The organism is Streptomyces sp. NPDC046977 (assembly GCF_040644455.1).
Lineage (GTDB): Bacteria > Actinomycetota > Actinomycetes > Streptomycetales > Streptomycetaceae > Actinacidiphila.
On record NZ_JBEYWO010000028.1, the window covers coordinates 81944 to 95678 of the forward strand.

Consider the following 13735-nt stretch of genomic DNA (forward strand, 5'->3'; position numbering starts at 1 on the left):
CGGCGCACCCCTTTCGGAGAATCGGTTTCGGAGAATCGATGAACGTACTGCTGGACAACTTCGCGCTCTTCCGCGAGGGGTTCCTCGGCACGGTCGAACTGACCGCGCTCAGCGGGGCGATCGCCCTGGTGCTCGGGGTGATCATGGCCGCTTTCCGGGTGTCCCCCGTGCCCCCGCTGCGCTGGTTCGGCGCGGTGTGGGTCACGCTGCTGCGGAACACCCCGCTGACCCTGCTCTTCTTCGTCGCGGCGCTCGTGCTGCCCCGGCTCGGGCTGAACACCTGGAGCTTCTTCCAGCTCGCCGTGCTCGCCCTGAGCTGCTACACCTCGGCCTTCATCTGCGAGGCGGTGCGCTCCGGCATGAACACGGTGCCGCTGGGCCAGGCCGAGGCCGCCCGCAGCCTCGGGATGACCTTCGGCCAGACCCTGCGCCTGATCGTGCTGCCGCAGGCCACCCGCACCGTGGTGGCGCCGCTGGGCAGTCTGCTGATCGCGCTCGCCAAGAACTCCGCGATCGCCGGCGGCTTCAGCGTCTTCGAGCTGTTCAGCGTCCAGAAGACGCTCGGTGAGAAGGGCTACAACATCTTCCTCATCTTCATCTGGGTGGCCGTCGCCTACCTGATCATCACCCTCTTCATCAGCGCCGTCTTCCGGCTGCTCGAGAACCGGCTGGCGGTGGCCCGATGAGCGCGAACGTCCTCTTCGACGCGCCCGGCCCGCGGGCCAGGCTCCGCAACCGGGTCTTCGGCGCGGTCGCCGCGCTGGCGATCCTCGTCCTGCTGTGGTTCGTCTACCGGCGCCTCGACGCGTCGGGGCAGTTCGCCTCGTACCTGTGGGAGCCCTTCCAGTACACCGACATCCAGCAGCGGATCGTCGACGGCCTGCTCGCCACGCTGAAGGCCTTCGCGCTGGCCGTGGTCCTGTCCCTGGTGCTGGGCGCGCTGCTGGCCGCCGGGCGGCTCTCCGACCACGCGCCGGTGCGCTGGACGGCCACCGTCGTCGTGGAGTTCTTCCGCGCGATGCCGCTGCTCATCATGATCTTCGCCCTGTACGTCGGCGTCTTCACCTCCGCCCCGCTGTGGGCCCTGGTGATCGGCCTGACCCTCTACAACGGCTCCGTGCAGGCCGAGATCTTCCGGGCCGGCATCAACGCCGTGCCCAAGGGGCAGCGCGAGGCGGCGTACGCCATCGGCCTGCGCAAGACGCAGGTCATGGTCTCCGTACTGATCCCGCAGGCGGTCCGGGCGATGCTGCCCTCGATCATCAGCCAGGTGGTCGTCACCCTCAAGGACACCTCGCTCGGCTACATCATCACCTACGAGGAGCTGCTCTACACCGGCAACCTCATCGCCAAGAACAGCGCCGGCTTCCCCTTCATCCCGATGATCATCGTGATCGGGCCGATCTACATCGCGATGTGCCTCGCGCTGAGCGCGCTGGCCAACTGGATCGAGCGCCAGGGCCGCCGCAGCCGCAAGGGCGCCCCGCCCAGGGCCGGTGACATCAAGGCCGTGGAAGCCGCGGCGGAGTGACGGTGCGCCAGGCGCACCACCCCCCGCCAGGTGTCGTCACTTGACGCACGCACCCGCAGTGGGTTGCATACGCAATGTGACTGCACATCTTCCCGGGACCGCACCGTGGACCCGGTGATCATCGCGGGGGCGGGTCCGACCGGACTCGCCCTCGCTCTCTGCCTGGCACGGCACGGCGTCCCGAGCATCGTCCTGGACGAGCACGACCACGCGCCCTCCCCGTCCCCGGAGCGCACGGCCGTCCTGACGCCCGAGACCGCCGCCCTGGTCGCCCGGCTCGGCCACACCCGGCTCCACCAGGACGGCGCGACATGGACGGCCTGGCGCACGCTGCGGCGCCGCCAGGAGACCGTCCGCGTCGAGTTCGGCACCGAGGGGCACGGCGGCCAGGGACCCTCTCCCCTGCACATCACCCAGGAACGGCTGGAGCACGGCCTGCGCGCCGCGATCGGCGCCCAGGCCCTGGCCCGGCTCGTACCCGGGGCGCACGTGGACGCCGTGGAACAGGACGGCTCCGGAGTGAGCGTCCGCACCCGGGGCGCCAACGGCACCTGGTGGCGGGGCAGTTACCTGATCGGCTGCGACGGACCGCGCTCCACGGTGCGCAAGCTGCTGGGGGTCCGCTTCCCCGGCCGCACCGCCGTCGACCGGCACGCGGTCGCCGCGCTGAGGGTCGCACTCCCCGACGAGGGCGTGGCCCTGCTGCACCGCGAGCCCCCGGGACCGGGCGCAGGGCCTGAGGTGACGGCGCGTCCGCTGCCGGACGGCGTGTGGCGCCTGGACTGGCTGCTGCCCGCACGCGGCGCGGACCTCACCTCCGACGAGCTGGTCTCCCGCGTCCGGGGCACCCTCACCGCCTGGTGCGGAAGCGTTCCGCCGTACGAGCTGCTGGGCTCCGCCGAGTACCCGGTGCACCAGCGGCTCGCCCGGCGCTGGCGCACGGGACGGGTCTTCCTCGCGGGCGACGCGGCCCACCTGACGGGCGCGCTCGGCGCGCAGAGCGTCGAGGAGGGCCTGCGGGACGCGGACAACCTCGGCTGGAAACTGTCGCTGGCCTGGCACCACGGCGCCTCCGACACGCTGCTCGACAGCTATCAGGCCGAACGGCGCGGCGCGGTCGGCGCCCGGCTGCGCGCCACCGACCAGGTGCTGCCGCTGCTGCGGGCCAACGGCGTCTGGCACACGGTGCGGCGCTCGGTGCTGTCCGGCTCCGCCCGGCGGTACGCCGAACTCCTCACCGACAGCCACATCGGACGCGGTCCCCTCGGGGCCTCGCCGGTCTACGCCCGGTCCCCGCTGGCCCTGCCGGCGCCGCGCGGCTCCGCCCCGCCCACCGTGGGCGGCCCCGCCGACGCGCCGTCGCCCCTGATCGCCGCCTGCGCCACACCACCCGGCGGAGCCGTGGCCGACGTCCCCGTCACGGCCCTCGACGGCTCCCAGGGCCATCTGTACGAGCACCTGGGCCGGGATCTGCTGGTCGTCCTCGTCGCGCCGGGCACCGGGGTGTGGGAGAGCCGGCACTGGCTCACCGCGGGCCTCATGCCCCGGCTCGCCAAGGCGGTCTCCGCACTCCCCCAGCGGGCCGAACTGCTCGTCACCGACGCCTATCCGGGCTCCGCGGCGCACAGCGTGCTGCTGATCCGTCCCGACGGCCACCTCGTCACGGTGATGACCGGCTGCCGTCCCACCGAGCTCTACGCCTATGCCGACCTCGCCCGCGGCGGCCCTCCGTCCCCGGTCGAGGACCCCGTTCCGCACTGATCGGCGGTCGCCGGTTCGCCGGGTCAGCGGTCCGCCGGGGCCGCCCGTTCAGCGGGCGTACTCGGTGGCGCGGGACTCGCGGACGACGGTGATGCGGATCTGGCCGGGGTAGGTGAGTTCCTCCTCGACCTGTTTGGCGACGTCGCGGGCGATGACCTGGGCCTGGACGTCGTCGACGTCGTCGGGGCGCACCATCACCCGCACCTCGCGGCCGGCCTGCATGGCGAAGACCTTGACGACGCCGGGCTGGGCGGCGGCGATCTGCTCCAGGCGCTTGAGGCGGCGGACGTAGCTCTCCAGGGATTCGCGGCGGGCGCCGGGGCGGCCGCCGGAGATCGCGTCGGCGGCCTGGGTGAGGACGGCTTCGACGGTGCGGGGATCGACCTCGTTGTGATGGGCCTCGATGGCGTGGACGACGTCCTCGGACTCCCCGTGCCGGCGGGCGAGGTCCGCGCCGATCAGAGCGTGGCTGCCCTCGACCTCGTGCGTGAGGGCCTTGCCGATGTCGTGCAGCAGGGAGCCGCGTTTCACCGGGGCGGGCTCGACGCCGAGCTCGGCGGCCATCATGCCGGCGATGTGGGCGGACTCCAGGACATGGCCGAGCACGTTCTGCCCGTACGAGGTGCGGTAGCGCAGCCGCCCGAGGAGGGTGGTCAGCTCCGGGTGCATGTCGGTGATGCCGACCTCGGTCAGCGCGTCCTCCCCGTGCCGGACGCACAGTTGCTCGACCTCGGCGACCTTGCGCTCGTAGACCTCCTCGATGCGGTGCGGGTGGATGCGCCCGTCGGTGACCAGGGCGTCCAGCGCGAGGCGGGCGACTTCGCGGCGCACCGGGTCGAAGCAGGAGAGCAGCACCGCCTCGGGGGTGTCGTCGATGATCAGATTGACGCCGGTGATCGCCTCGAAGGCACGGATGTTGCGCCCTTCGCGGCCGATGATGCGGCCCTTCATGTCGTCCCCGGGCAGCTGGAGCACGGAGACCACGGACTCGGCGGTCTGCTCGGTCGCCACCCGCTGGATCGCCGCGGTCACGATGCGCCGGGCCCGCTCCTCCCCCCGGTCGCGGGCGGCGCGCTCGATGTCCCGCACGATGAGGGCGGCTTCGCGCTTGGCCTGCTGCTCGACGGAGCGGACCAGGTCGCCGCGGGCCTCGGCCGCGGTGTAGACGGCGACCCGCTCCAGCACGGCCCGCCGCTCGTCCTCCAGCCGGTTCACCTCGGCGCGACGGCGGTCCAGCTCGTCGCGTTCGTCCGCCACCTCGCGGCGGCGCCGGTGCAGTTGCTCGGACTCGGCGTCGATGCGGGCCTCACGGTCGATGAGCCGCTGCTCACGACGCTCCAAGTCGGCCCGGATCTCGCGGACTTCCTCCTTGGCGGTGGCCCGGATCTCCCGGGCCTCGCGCTCGGCGGCAGTGCGGAGCCGTTCGCGCTCCGCGCGCAGCCGCAGCAGCAGGGCGTACGCGGTGAGGGCGGCAACAACGACGACCGTGACGGAGGCGGCCACGACGGTGAGTACGGATCCGGTCCCCAGCGCGATGCCCATGGCACCAACTCCCGTGTCTGCGAGGCCACGATCCCTCACCCGTTGTGAGGCTAGGTCGACTCAGAGGCACGGTCAAGGAACCTCAACGATGGTTCAGTCGGGCAGGTAGTACTCCAGTGCCTCCGGGTCCTCACCCTCCTCCTCCAGGGCACGCCGCACCACCCTCAGGGCGAGTCCTTCCGCATATCCCTTGCGGGCGAGCATGCCGGCGAGCCGGCGGATGCGCTTCTCCCGCTCCAGGCCCCGGGTGGCCCGCAGCTTGCGGTCGACGAGGGCGCGGGCCGTGGACTCCTCCTGGTCGGCGTCGAGCTGCCCGACGGCGTGGCCGATCGCCTCCGCGTCCACGCCCCGGGTGCGCAGCTCCTGGGCGAGGGCGCGCCGCGCGAGACCCCGGCCGTGGTGCCGGGACTCCACCCATGCGTGGGCGAAGGCCTGGTCGTCGATGAGCCCCACGTCCTCGAACCGCTCCAGCACCTCTTCCGCCGCCTCCTCCGGGATGTCCCGGCGGCGCATGGCGTCCGCGAGCTGCTTGCGGGTGCGTGGAGTCCCCGTGAGCAGGCGCAGACAGAGCGCCCGCGCCTGCTCCACGGGGTCGAGTGGCGGCTCTTGCTCGGCCCTCGACGAGAAAGAGCCGCCACGATCCTTGTGCCCGGATGCCACCGTCAGGCCTTGGCTGCCGCCGCGGCCTTGGTCGCCTTGGCGGTCTTGGCCGCCGGGGCCGTCGTCGCGGCCGCGGCCGCGGCCGCCGGAGCGTCACCCGTGGCTTCCGCGGCGGGACCGGCGGCGTCCGCGCCGGGCTGCTCGCCCGGGGCCTCGGGCCGGACGCCGATGCCGAGCTTCTCCTTGATCTTCTTCTCGATCTCGTCGGCGAGGTCGGGGTTGTCGCGCAGGAAGTTGCGCGCGTTCTCCTTGCCCTGGCCGAGCTGGTCGCCCTCGTAGGTGTACCAGGCACCGGACTTGCGGATGAAGCCGTGGTCCACGCCCATGTCGATCAGGCCGCCCTCACGGCTGATGCCCTGGCCGTAGAGGATGTCGAATTCGGCCTGCTTGAAGGGCGGCGCGACCTTGTTCTTCACGACCTTGACCCGGGTGCGGTTGCCGACCGCGTCGGTGCCGTCCTTCAGGGTCTCGATGCGGCGGATGTCCAGACGCACGGAGGCGTAGAACTTCAGCGCGCGGCCACCGGTGGTGGTCTCCGGCGAGCCGAACATGACGCCGACCTTCTCGCGGAGCTGATTGATGAAGATCGCGGTGGTCTTGGACTGGCTGAGCGCACCGGTGATCTTGCGCAGTGCCTGGCTCATCAGACGGGCCTGGAGACCCACATGGGAGTCACCCATCTCGCCCTCGATCTCGGCCCGCGGCACGAGGGCCGCCACGGAGTCGATCACGATGAGGTCCAGCGCGCCGGAGCGGATCAGCATGTCGGTGATCTCGAGCGCCTGCTCGCCGTTGTCCGGCTGGGAGAGCAGCAGCGAGTCCACGTCCACGCCGAGGCGCTTGGCGTAGTCGGGGTCGAGGGCGTGCTCGGCGTCCACGAAGGCGACCTTGCCGCCGGCCCGCTGGGCGTTGGCCACCGCGTGCAGCGTCAGGGTCGTCTTGCCGGAGGACTCCGGGCCGTAGACCTCGACCACGCGGCCGCGCGGCAGGCCGCCGACGCCGAGCGCGACGTCCAGGGCGGTGGACCCCGTCGAGATGACCTCGATGGGCTCGTTCGGCCGGTCGCCGAGGCGCATGACGGCACCCTTGCCGAACTGCCGTTCAATCTGTGCGAGCGCGGCGTCGAGCGCCTTCTCGCGGTCGGTTCCTGCCATGGGTTCCACCCTGGGTGTCTGAGTCGTTCGCTTCACGTCCAAGACGCTACTGCCTGCCACTGACAATGCGTCCCGGCGTCGCTCGGGCCTGTGGATAACTCCGGGAGAACCGGCCCGCCACACTCATAAGAATGGATGTTCGATTTGCGTGTCAAGCGACACGCACGACTCAGCCGTCGCCGCCGCCACGGCCGTCACCACCGCCGTCACCACGACCGTCGCGGCCGCCTCCGCCGCCCCCGTCACCGCTGTCGCCCCCGCCGGAGCCCGTCCGCCGCGGCCATGACCATCCGGACCATCCGGACCATCCGGTCCACCCGGACCACCCGGACCACCGGATCCGCCGCGGCTGCGGCTCGTGGGCCCGCGGGTCGGTCACCGCGTACCGCTTCACGTACGCCCCGAGGAAGCCCTGCAGGGTCGCCGTCGCCGGGATCGCCACCAGCGCCCCCACCGCGCCGAGCAGCGCGGTGCCCGCGATGACCGAGCCGAAGGCCACCGCCGGGTGTATGTCGACGGTGCGCGCGGTGATCCGCGGCTGCACCAGGTAGTTCTCGAACTGCTGGTAGACCACGACGAACCCGAGCACCCACACCGCGTCCCACGGGTCCTGCGTGAACGCGATGAGCATCGGGAGCGCCCCGGCCAGATAGGTGCCGACCGTGGGCACGAACTGCGAGACCACGCCGACCCACACCGCCAGCGCCGGGGCGTAAGGGATGCCGAGGATCTGGAAGAGCACGTAATGCGCCACCGCCGAGATCAGCGCCATCAGTGCCCGCGAGTACAGGTAGCCGCCCGTCTTGGCGACGGCTATCTCCCAGGCCCGCAGCACCTCCGCCTGCCGGGCCGGCGGCAGCACCGAGCACACAGCCCGCCGCAGCCGGGGCCCGTCGGCGGCGAAGTAGAAGGTGAACAAGGTGATCGTCAGCACCTGGAAGACCCCGCCCAGGACGGTCGCCGACAGCCCCCAGACGTTGCCGGCCTGCTTCTGCACGTAATTGCGCAGCCAGTCGGAGTGCAGGACGTTCTGCTGCAGCTTCCCGACGGACAGGTCGGTGCCGAAGACGTGGTTGACCCACAGCACCACGTCGTCGACGTACTCCGGCAGGTTCCGGCCGATCGAGGTGATCTGGTCCACCAGCAGCGACCCGAGCGCCACCACGAAAACGCCGCCCAGGGCCAGGACCACCAGGAAGACCAGCCCGGTCGCCAGCCCCCGGCGCATGCCGCGCGCGGCCATCCAGTCCACCGCGGGCTCGATCGCCAGGGCGGCGAAGAAGGCCAGCAGGATGTTCACCAGCAGGCCGATGACCTGGTGGAAGGCCCACTCGGCCAGTTGGAGGGCGGCCAGCAGCGCCACCGCCAGCACCATGGCCCGCGGCAGCCACCGGGGCATCCTCGGCATCCCCGCGCCTTCCCTGGCGCCCTCCCCCGGGTCCCCGGGCGGCACGGCGGCCCCGCCGGGTTCTGCGGGGGCTGCGGGTGCTGCGGGTTCTGCCGGGTCGCCCGGTGTGCCGATCGTCGTCTCGTCGCTTCCTGCCACGGGCACAGTCTCGCGCAGCGGTCAGCGCCGCGAGGCCGGTACGTCCATGGCCGCGCACACCCCGCGCCAGACGTCCTTCGCCGCCCAGCCCGCTTCCAGCGCCTGGTACACCGTCCGGCCGCCCAGCTCGGACATGACATGGTCACGCGCGAACGAGTCGGCGTACATGTCGCCGAAGTGCGCGTGCATCCGCTCCCAGAACACCGTCAGCTTCATGCGGCCAGTATCCCGCGTGCCGCGGACGGACCACGGACGGGCCGTGCAGGCGGCCGCGACCGTCAGTTCACGACCGCTCCCGCGGGGCCGGCACCGGTGCCCGGACCGAGGCCCTGGTCGAGATTGTACGGGTTCTCCACCACCATGCCGCCGAGCCACACCCTGGGGTGCGCCTTGACCATGGGGATGATCAGGTCCCCGCCGAAGAGCCCGAGGTCGTACATGCAGACGCCGACCTGGGGACATGCCCGCAGCCAGGAGGTGGCGCGCGTCTCGTACGCGACGAGCTCGCGGACGAAGCCCGGCCGCACCAGGGCGTGCGCCCAGCTCATGTCCACGGCGATCCGCAGCAGCCGGGGACGGCGCCTCCCCCCGCCGTCCGCGGCACCGTCCCCGCCGCCGCCCAGGAGCTCGGCGACCCAGTCACGCAGGGACGCCGGCATGGCGTCCCCGTCGAAAACGCCGTTCCGCAGACAGGTGTCCTGCGGGTCCCTGACCACGAGACGGCCGCCCGCCCGCACCAGGGTGGGCACTTCGGCCTCCAGCGCGTCTCGGCACGCCCGGGCGTCCTCAGGCGCGGCCAGCAGCGTGCAGACGTGCTCCGCGCGCAGGCCCTCGGCGAGGAAGGAGGTGACGAGCCGGTCGCGTTCCGCGCGTCCCCGGTAGAACGCGCAGACGTGGTCCCCCTGCCGCAGGGGCACGCCGCCCACCGTGGCGACGGTGGCGGAGGCCGTCACGAGGGCCGTCCCGCCGGCGGTGTACGGTTCGCTGTCCATGGGCATGGGGCGTCCCTCGTCACGGGCCGCCGCCGTCCAGGACCCGCCACACCCGTGTCGCGACGTGCAGGTTGAGCCGGCTGTCCACGTCCGCGAGGTCGTGCCCGCCGACGTCGCGGATGCGCTGCAGCCGGTAGCGCAGCGTGCTGCGGTGGATGCCCAGGGCGCATGCCGTCCGGTCGTAGTTGCCCCCGCACTCGAAGTACTGCGCAAGAGTGCGGGCCAGGTCGCAGTGGTGCGCGGCGTCGTAGTCCAGGAGCGGGCCGAGCCATTCCCTGACGAAGTGCCTGACCTCCTGGTCGTCGCCGTCCACCGGCCCGAGGATGCGGTAGAAGCCCAGGTCGTCGAAGGTCGTGGCGCCGTTGGGGCACTGGGAGCGGCAGCGGACCTCCAGGGCCCTGAGCGCCTGCTGGAACGAGCGCGGCAGGTCGCTCGGGGCGTCGCAGCGGCCTCCCACGCCGATCGCGCCCGCGGAGGTGCCCAGTTCGCGGGAGACCGCCCGGTAGAGCGCGTCCGCGGGGGGCCGCCCCTGGAGGACGAGCACGGCCATGCCCGACCGCCGCGCCGGCAGGCACCGCAGGCGCAGTCCCGCGGCGGCGCGCCCGGCCGCCTGGACGAAGGCGTCGTCGGCCGCCCGGCCCTCCCACTGGACGGCGACCGGGTAGTGGGGGCCGTGCAGGTCGTGCCCGATCGCGGCGGCGCGGGCGTAGGCGCTCTCGTCGTCGGTGCCCGCGATCAGGTCGTCCACGAGTTCGCGGCGCAGCCGCAGTTCCACCTCGGCGAGGCTGTGCTGGTGGGCCAGCTCCAAGGAGAGCGCGGTGCACGCGTGGTCGAGGGTGAACTCGTCCTGTTCGTCGCGGCGGTCCGCCCCGGCGACCAGCGCCATGGCGCCCAGGACCTCGCCGCGGTGCTGGACCACGGCGATGAGGCGGTCGCCGACGCGCAGCGGGCGCAGCCGGCGGGCGGCCTCCTGGAGGAGCTGCTCGCGCCGGGTGGCGTCGGGTTTGGGGTACGGGTCGGGTCGGCCGGGACCGGCCCAGGCCCGCAGGTTGCCGAAGCGGTCCTCGATGGCCACGGGGCAGCCGGTGAGCCGGTGGACGGCGGCGGCGATGCCCGCCGCGCCGCTGCCGCTCGCCGTCGCCTCGCTGAGCACCTCGTGCACGGTCCGCTGGTAGGTGAGTTCGGCGACGGACGCGGCGAGCCGCGCGTTCACGCTCTCCCGTTCCTCGTTGAGCCGCCGCAGCTCCTCGGCGTGCTCGCGTTCGCGGCGCCGGGCCGCGGCGTTCGCCAGGGCGGCGGAGGTCTGCTGGGCGAGCACATGGATCAGGAAGCGCTCGTCGTCGGTGGGCGTCGTGGGAGCGCTGACCACCAGGTGCCCGATGCCGCCGCCCCGGGTGTGCAGGGCGAAGGCCCAGCCCCAGGCGCGCCCGCGCACAAGGACGGGGCCTTCCCTGCCGTCCAGTTGCCGCAGGCGGTCGCCGAGTCCCGGGACCGCGGACCGCCCGGCCGTGGGGACGCCGGCGGGTGACCCTTCGGAGGTGAGGTGACCGGCCTCCGCCCGGCAGGGGCCGAGTGCCGCGACGGACGTCAGGGCCAGCCGCATGATGTCGGCCTCGTCCCGCCCGTCGTTCATGATCATCGAGAGCACGAAAAGGCTGTAGAGACTGGCCAGGTGCTCCCGGTCCCAGTTCCTGCCGCGGACCTCGGCGACCCGGCCGGTCCCGCTCGTGGAAGTGCTCATGGTGAGCCGGCTCCTCGTCGACGAACCACTTCCGGCACGCCCCGTCGCCGCTCCCGGCAGAGGCATGCACGATGTGCACGACTTGCTCATTTTTGTACCCAATCGACACCTTGTGATGCCAGGACGAGAAACACCGCGGATTTGGTCCTCGCAGGCGCAGGCCGCCGACCGGTTCCGGCCGGGACGCTGGAGCCGATGCCGGCACCGGGGGCCGTCCAAGCCGCCGCCCCGCGCCCACGGGTCTCCTGCGGGGCGGCCGCCGGCTCCCGGTGCCGGCCCGCAGCGCAGCGCGCGGACGGGCGGGAAGCCCGCGACGTTAAGGAGCACCCCATGGCCAAGGCAGTCGGGATCGACCTCGGGACCACCAACTCGGTGATCGCCGCCTGGGAGGGCGGGGAGGCGACGGTGATCCCCAACTCCGAGGGCAACCGCACGACCCCGTCGGTGGTCGCGTTCACCGACACCGGCGAGCGCCTGGTCGGCCAGCTCGCCCGGCGGCAGGCGATCCTCAACCCGAAGGGCACCATCTACTCGGCCAAGCGCTTCATCGGCCGCCGCTACGACGAGATCCCGGAGGAGGCGAAGGCCGTCGGCTTCGACGTCGTGCCCGACGAGCACGGCAACGCGCGCTTCAAGATCCGCGACAAGCTCTACGCGCCGGAGGAAATCAGCGCCCTGGTGCTGCGCAAGCTCGCCGACGACGCCGGGAAGCAGCTGGGAGAGCGCGTGACGGAGGCGGTCATCACGGTGCCCGCGTACTTCAACGACGCCCAGCGCACGGCCACCAAGGACGCCGGCCGCATCGCCGGCCTGGAGGTCCTGCGCATCATCAACGAGCCGACCGCGGCCGCGCTCGCCTACGGCCTGGACAAGAAGGAGCACGAGACGGTGCTCGTGTTCGACCTGGGCGGCGGCACCTTCGACGTGAGCCTGCTCGACGTCGGGGACGGCGTGGTCGAGGTGCGCTCCACCGCGGGCGACAGCCACCTGGGAGGCGACGACTTCGACCGCCGCCTGGTCGACTGGCTCGCGGACCGGTTCCAGAAGGAGAACGGCATCGACCTGCGCAAGGACCCGCAGGCACTGCAACGGCTCTTCGAGGCCGCCGAGAAGGCCAAGACGGAGCTGAGCTCGGTGACGCAGACGCAGGTCAGCCTGCCGTTCATCACCGCCGACGCGTCCGGCCCGAAGCACCTGACCGAGACGGTCATGCGCTCCACCTTCGACCAGATCACCTCCGACCTGGTCGAGCGCACCATGGGACCGGTCAAGCAGGCGATGTCCGACGCCAAGATCGGCGAGAACGACATCGACGAGGTCATCCTCGTCGGCGGTTCCACGCGCATCCCCGCCGTCCAGCAGCTGGTCCGCCGGCTGACCGGCGGCAAGGAACCCAACATGAGCGTCAACCCGGACGAGGTCGTGGCCCTGGGCGCCGCGATCCAGGCCGGCGTGCTCAAGGGCGAGGTCAAGGACGTCCTGCTGCTGGACGTGACGCCGCTGTCGCTCGGCGTGGAGACCCGCGGCGGCGTGATGACCAGGGTCATCGACCGCAACACCACCGTCCCGGTGCGCCGTGCCGAGACGTTCTCGACCGCGGAGGACAACCAGCCGGCGGTGGACGTGGTGGTGCTCCAGGGCGAACGCGAGTCCGCGGCGGACAACCGTGTGCTCGGCCGCTTCCAGCTGGGGGACATCCGGCCGGCGCCGCGCGGGGAGCCGCAGGTCGAGGTCACCTTCGACGTCGACGCCAACGGCATCCTGAACGTCACCGCCCGCGACAAGGACACCGGCGGCGAGCAGGGCATCACCATCAGCGAAGGGTCCAACCTGGCCCAGGGCGAGATCGAGCGGATGGTCCGGGAGGCCGAGCAGCACCGCGGCGAGGACAAGGCGCTGCGCGAGGGCGTGGACGCCCGCAACGAGCTGGACGCGGTCGCCTACCAGGTGGAGCGCCGGCTCGACGAGCTGGGCGAGTCCGCCCCGGCGCACGAGAAGGCGCGGGCGGAGATGCTCGTGGCCGACGCCCGGGAGGCCGTCAAGCAGGAGGCGGCGCCGGACCGGGTGCGGTCACTGACCTCGGATCTGCAGCAGGTCCATGCCTCGCTGGCCGCGGCCCGGCCTTCCACGGGCCCGGGGGCGCAGGAGCCGGCGGCCGGGTCGGGCGCGGGGCAGGAGAGCCCCGTCGGCGGTGGCGCGGGGGCCGGCGACGACGTGATCGACGCCGAGTTCGACAAGGGCTGATGTGCGCTCATGTCCACCGAACAGGAACCGACGACGCCCCCGGCCGGACCCGAACCAATCGACGTACCCGCCGAGGTCCCCGGGCGGGCCCCGCAGGACGTGCCAGGTGCGGCCGCTCCGGACGAACAGAGCGCCGCGCTGGAGGAGTTGCAGGACCGCTGGCGTCGCGCCCTGGCCGACCTCGACAACCTCCGCAAGCGCCACGGCAGGGAGCTGGAGCGCGAACGGCTCACCGAGCGCGCCCGCACGACGGCCGCCTGGCTGCCCGTGGTCGACAACCTCGAACTGGCCCTGGCCCACTCCGGGTCGGACTGCTCCGCCGTGCTGGAGGGCGTGAAGGCGGTGCGCGACCAGGCCGTGCAGGTGCTGCGCGGCCTGGGGTTCCCCAGCCACGAGGAGACCGGCGTGCCCTTCGACCCGGCCCTCCACGAGGTCGTCGGGGTCGTCGACGACCCCGAGGCGGAACCCAACTCCGTGGTGCAGGTGGTGCGTCCGGGCTACGGAGAGGGCGAGACGCAGTTGCGGCCGGTGTCCGTCGTGGTCGCCAGGCGTCAGGAGTGACGT

General features: G+C 72.5%; 11 protein-coding genes and 1 pseudogene. 5 read left to right on the forward strand and 7 right to left on the reverse strand.

What is annotated here, in order from left to right; all coding sequences use genetic code 11:
- Nucleotides 1-38: 38 nt before the first annotated feature.
- From ABZ883_RS33175 to ABZ883_RS33185, 3 genes are all read left to right on the forward strand, one after another.
- Nucleotides 39-686, forward strand: a complete 648-nt coding sequence (locus tag ABZ883_RS33175; protein ID WP_360912834.1) for an amino acid ABC transporter permease — start codon at nt 39-41, stop codon at nt 684-686.
- Nucleotides 683-1531: an amino acid ABC transporter permease gene (locus ABZ883_RS33180; RefSeq protein WP_360912836.1), complete on the forward strand. Its 849-nt coding sequence runs from the start codon at nt 683-685 to the stop codon at nt 1529-1531. Before ABZ883_RS33175 ends, ABZ883_RS33180 begins: the two co-directional genes overlap by 4 nt.
- Before the next feature lie 105 nt (nt 1532-1636).
- On the forward strand, nt 1637-3292 hold the full coding sequence (locus ABZ883_RS33185) for an FAD-dependent monooxygenase (protein WP_360912838.1): 1656 nt from the start codon (nt 1637-1639) through the stop codon (nt 3290-3292).
- A gap of 48 nt (nt 3293-3340) precedes the next feature.
- Here ABZ883_RS33185 and rny read toward each other — a convergent pair whose 3' ends face one another.
- From rny to ABZ883_RS33220, 7 genes and pseudogenes are all read right to left on the reverse strand, one after another.
- Entirely contained in the window at nt 3341-4834 is a 1494-nt protein-coding gene (gene rny / locus ABZ883_RS33190) for a ribonuclease Y (protein ID WP_360912840.1), read from the reverse strand.
- Between the two features lie 93 nt (nt 4835-4927).
- Nucleotides 4928-5548 (reverse strand): annotated as a pseudogene (recX, locus tag ABZ883_RS33195) (recombination regulator RecX); the annotation flags it as partial.
- Entirely contained in the window at nt 5497-6648 is a 1152-nt protein-coding gene (gene recA, locus ABZ883_RS33200) for a recombinase RecA (RefSeq protein ID WP_360912842.1), read from the reverse strand. The gene recA and the pseudogene recX, both read right to left, overlap by 52 nt.
- Nucleotides 6649-6817: 169 nt before the next feature.
- Entirely contained in the window at nt 6818-8101 is a 1284-nt protein-coding gene (locus ABZ883_RS33205; RefSeq protein ID WP_360912897.1) for an AI-2E family transporter, read from the reverse strand.
- Nucleotides 8102-8215: 114 nt separating this feature from the next.
- Nucleotides 8216-8410: a DUF3046 domain-containing protein gene (locus ABZ883_RS33210; protein ID WP_360912844.1), complete on the reverse strand. Its 195-nt coding sequence runs from the start codon at nt 8408-8410 to the stop codon at nt 8216-8218.
- A 62-nt stretch (nt 8411-8472) separates the two neighbouring features.
- Complete coding sequence (locus tag ABZ883_RS33215) at nt 8473-9186, reverse strand: MEDS domain-containing protein (RefSeq protein WP_360912846.1); 714 nt, start codon at nt 9184-9186, stop codon at nt 8473-8475.
- Nucleotides 9187-9205: 19 nt separating this feature from the next.
- On the reverse strand, nt 9206-10927 hold the full coding sequence (locus ABZ883_RS33220) for a helix-turn-helix domain-containing protein (protein WP_360912848.1): 1722 nt from the start codon (nt 10925-10927) through the stop codon (nt 9206-9208).
- 330 nt (nt 10928-11257) lie between these two features.
- On the opposite strand from ABZ883_RS33220, the gene dnaK reads away from it, so the two are divergent.
- A complete protein-coding gene (gene dnaK, locus ABZ883_RS33225) occupies nt 11258-13171 on the forward strand; it encodes a molecular chaperone DnaK (protein WP_360912850.1) in 1914 nt (637 codons plus the stop codon).
- A gap of 9 nt (nt 13172-13180) precedes the next feature.
- Entirely contained in the window at nt 13181-13732 is a 552-nt protein-coding gene (locus ABZ883_RS33230; RefSeq protein WP_360912851.1) for a nucleotide exchange factor GrpE, read from the forward strand.
- Nucleotides 13733-13735 lie beyond the last annotated feature (3 nt).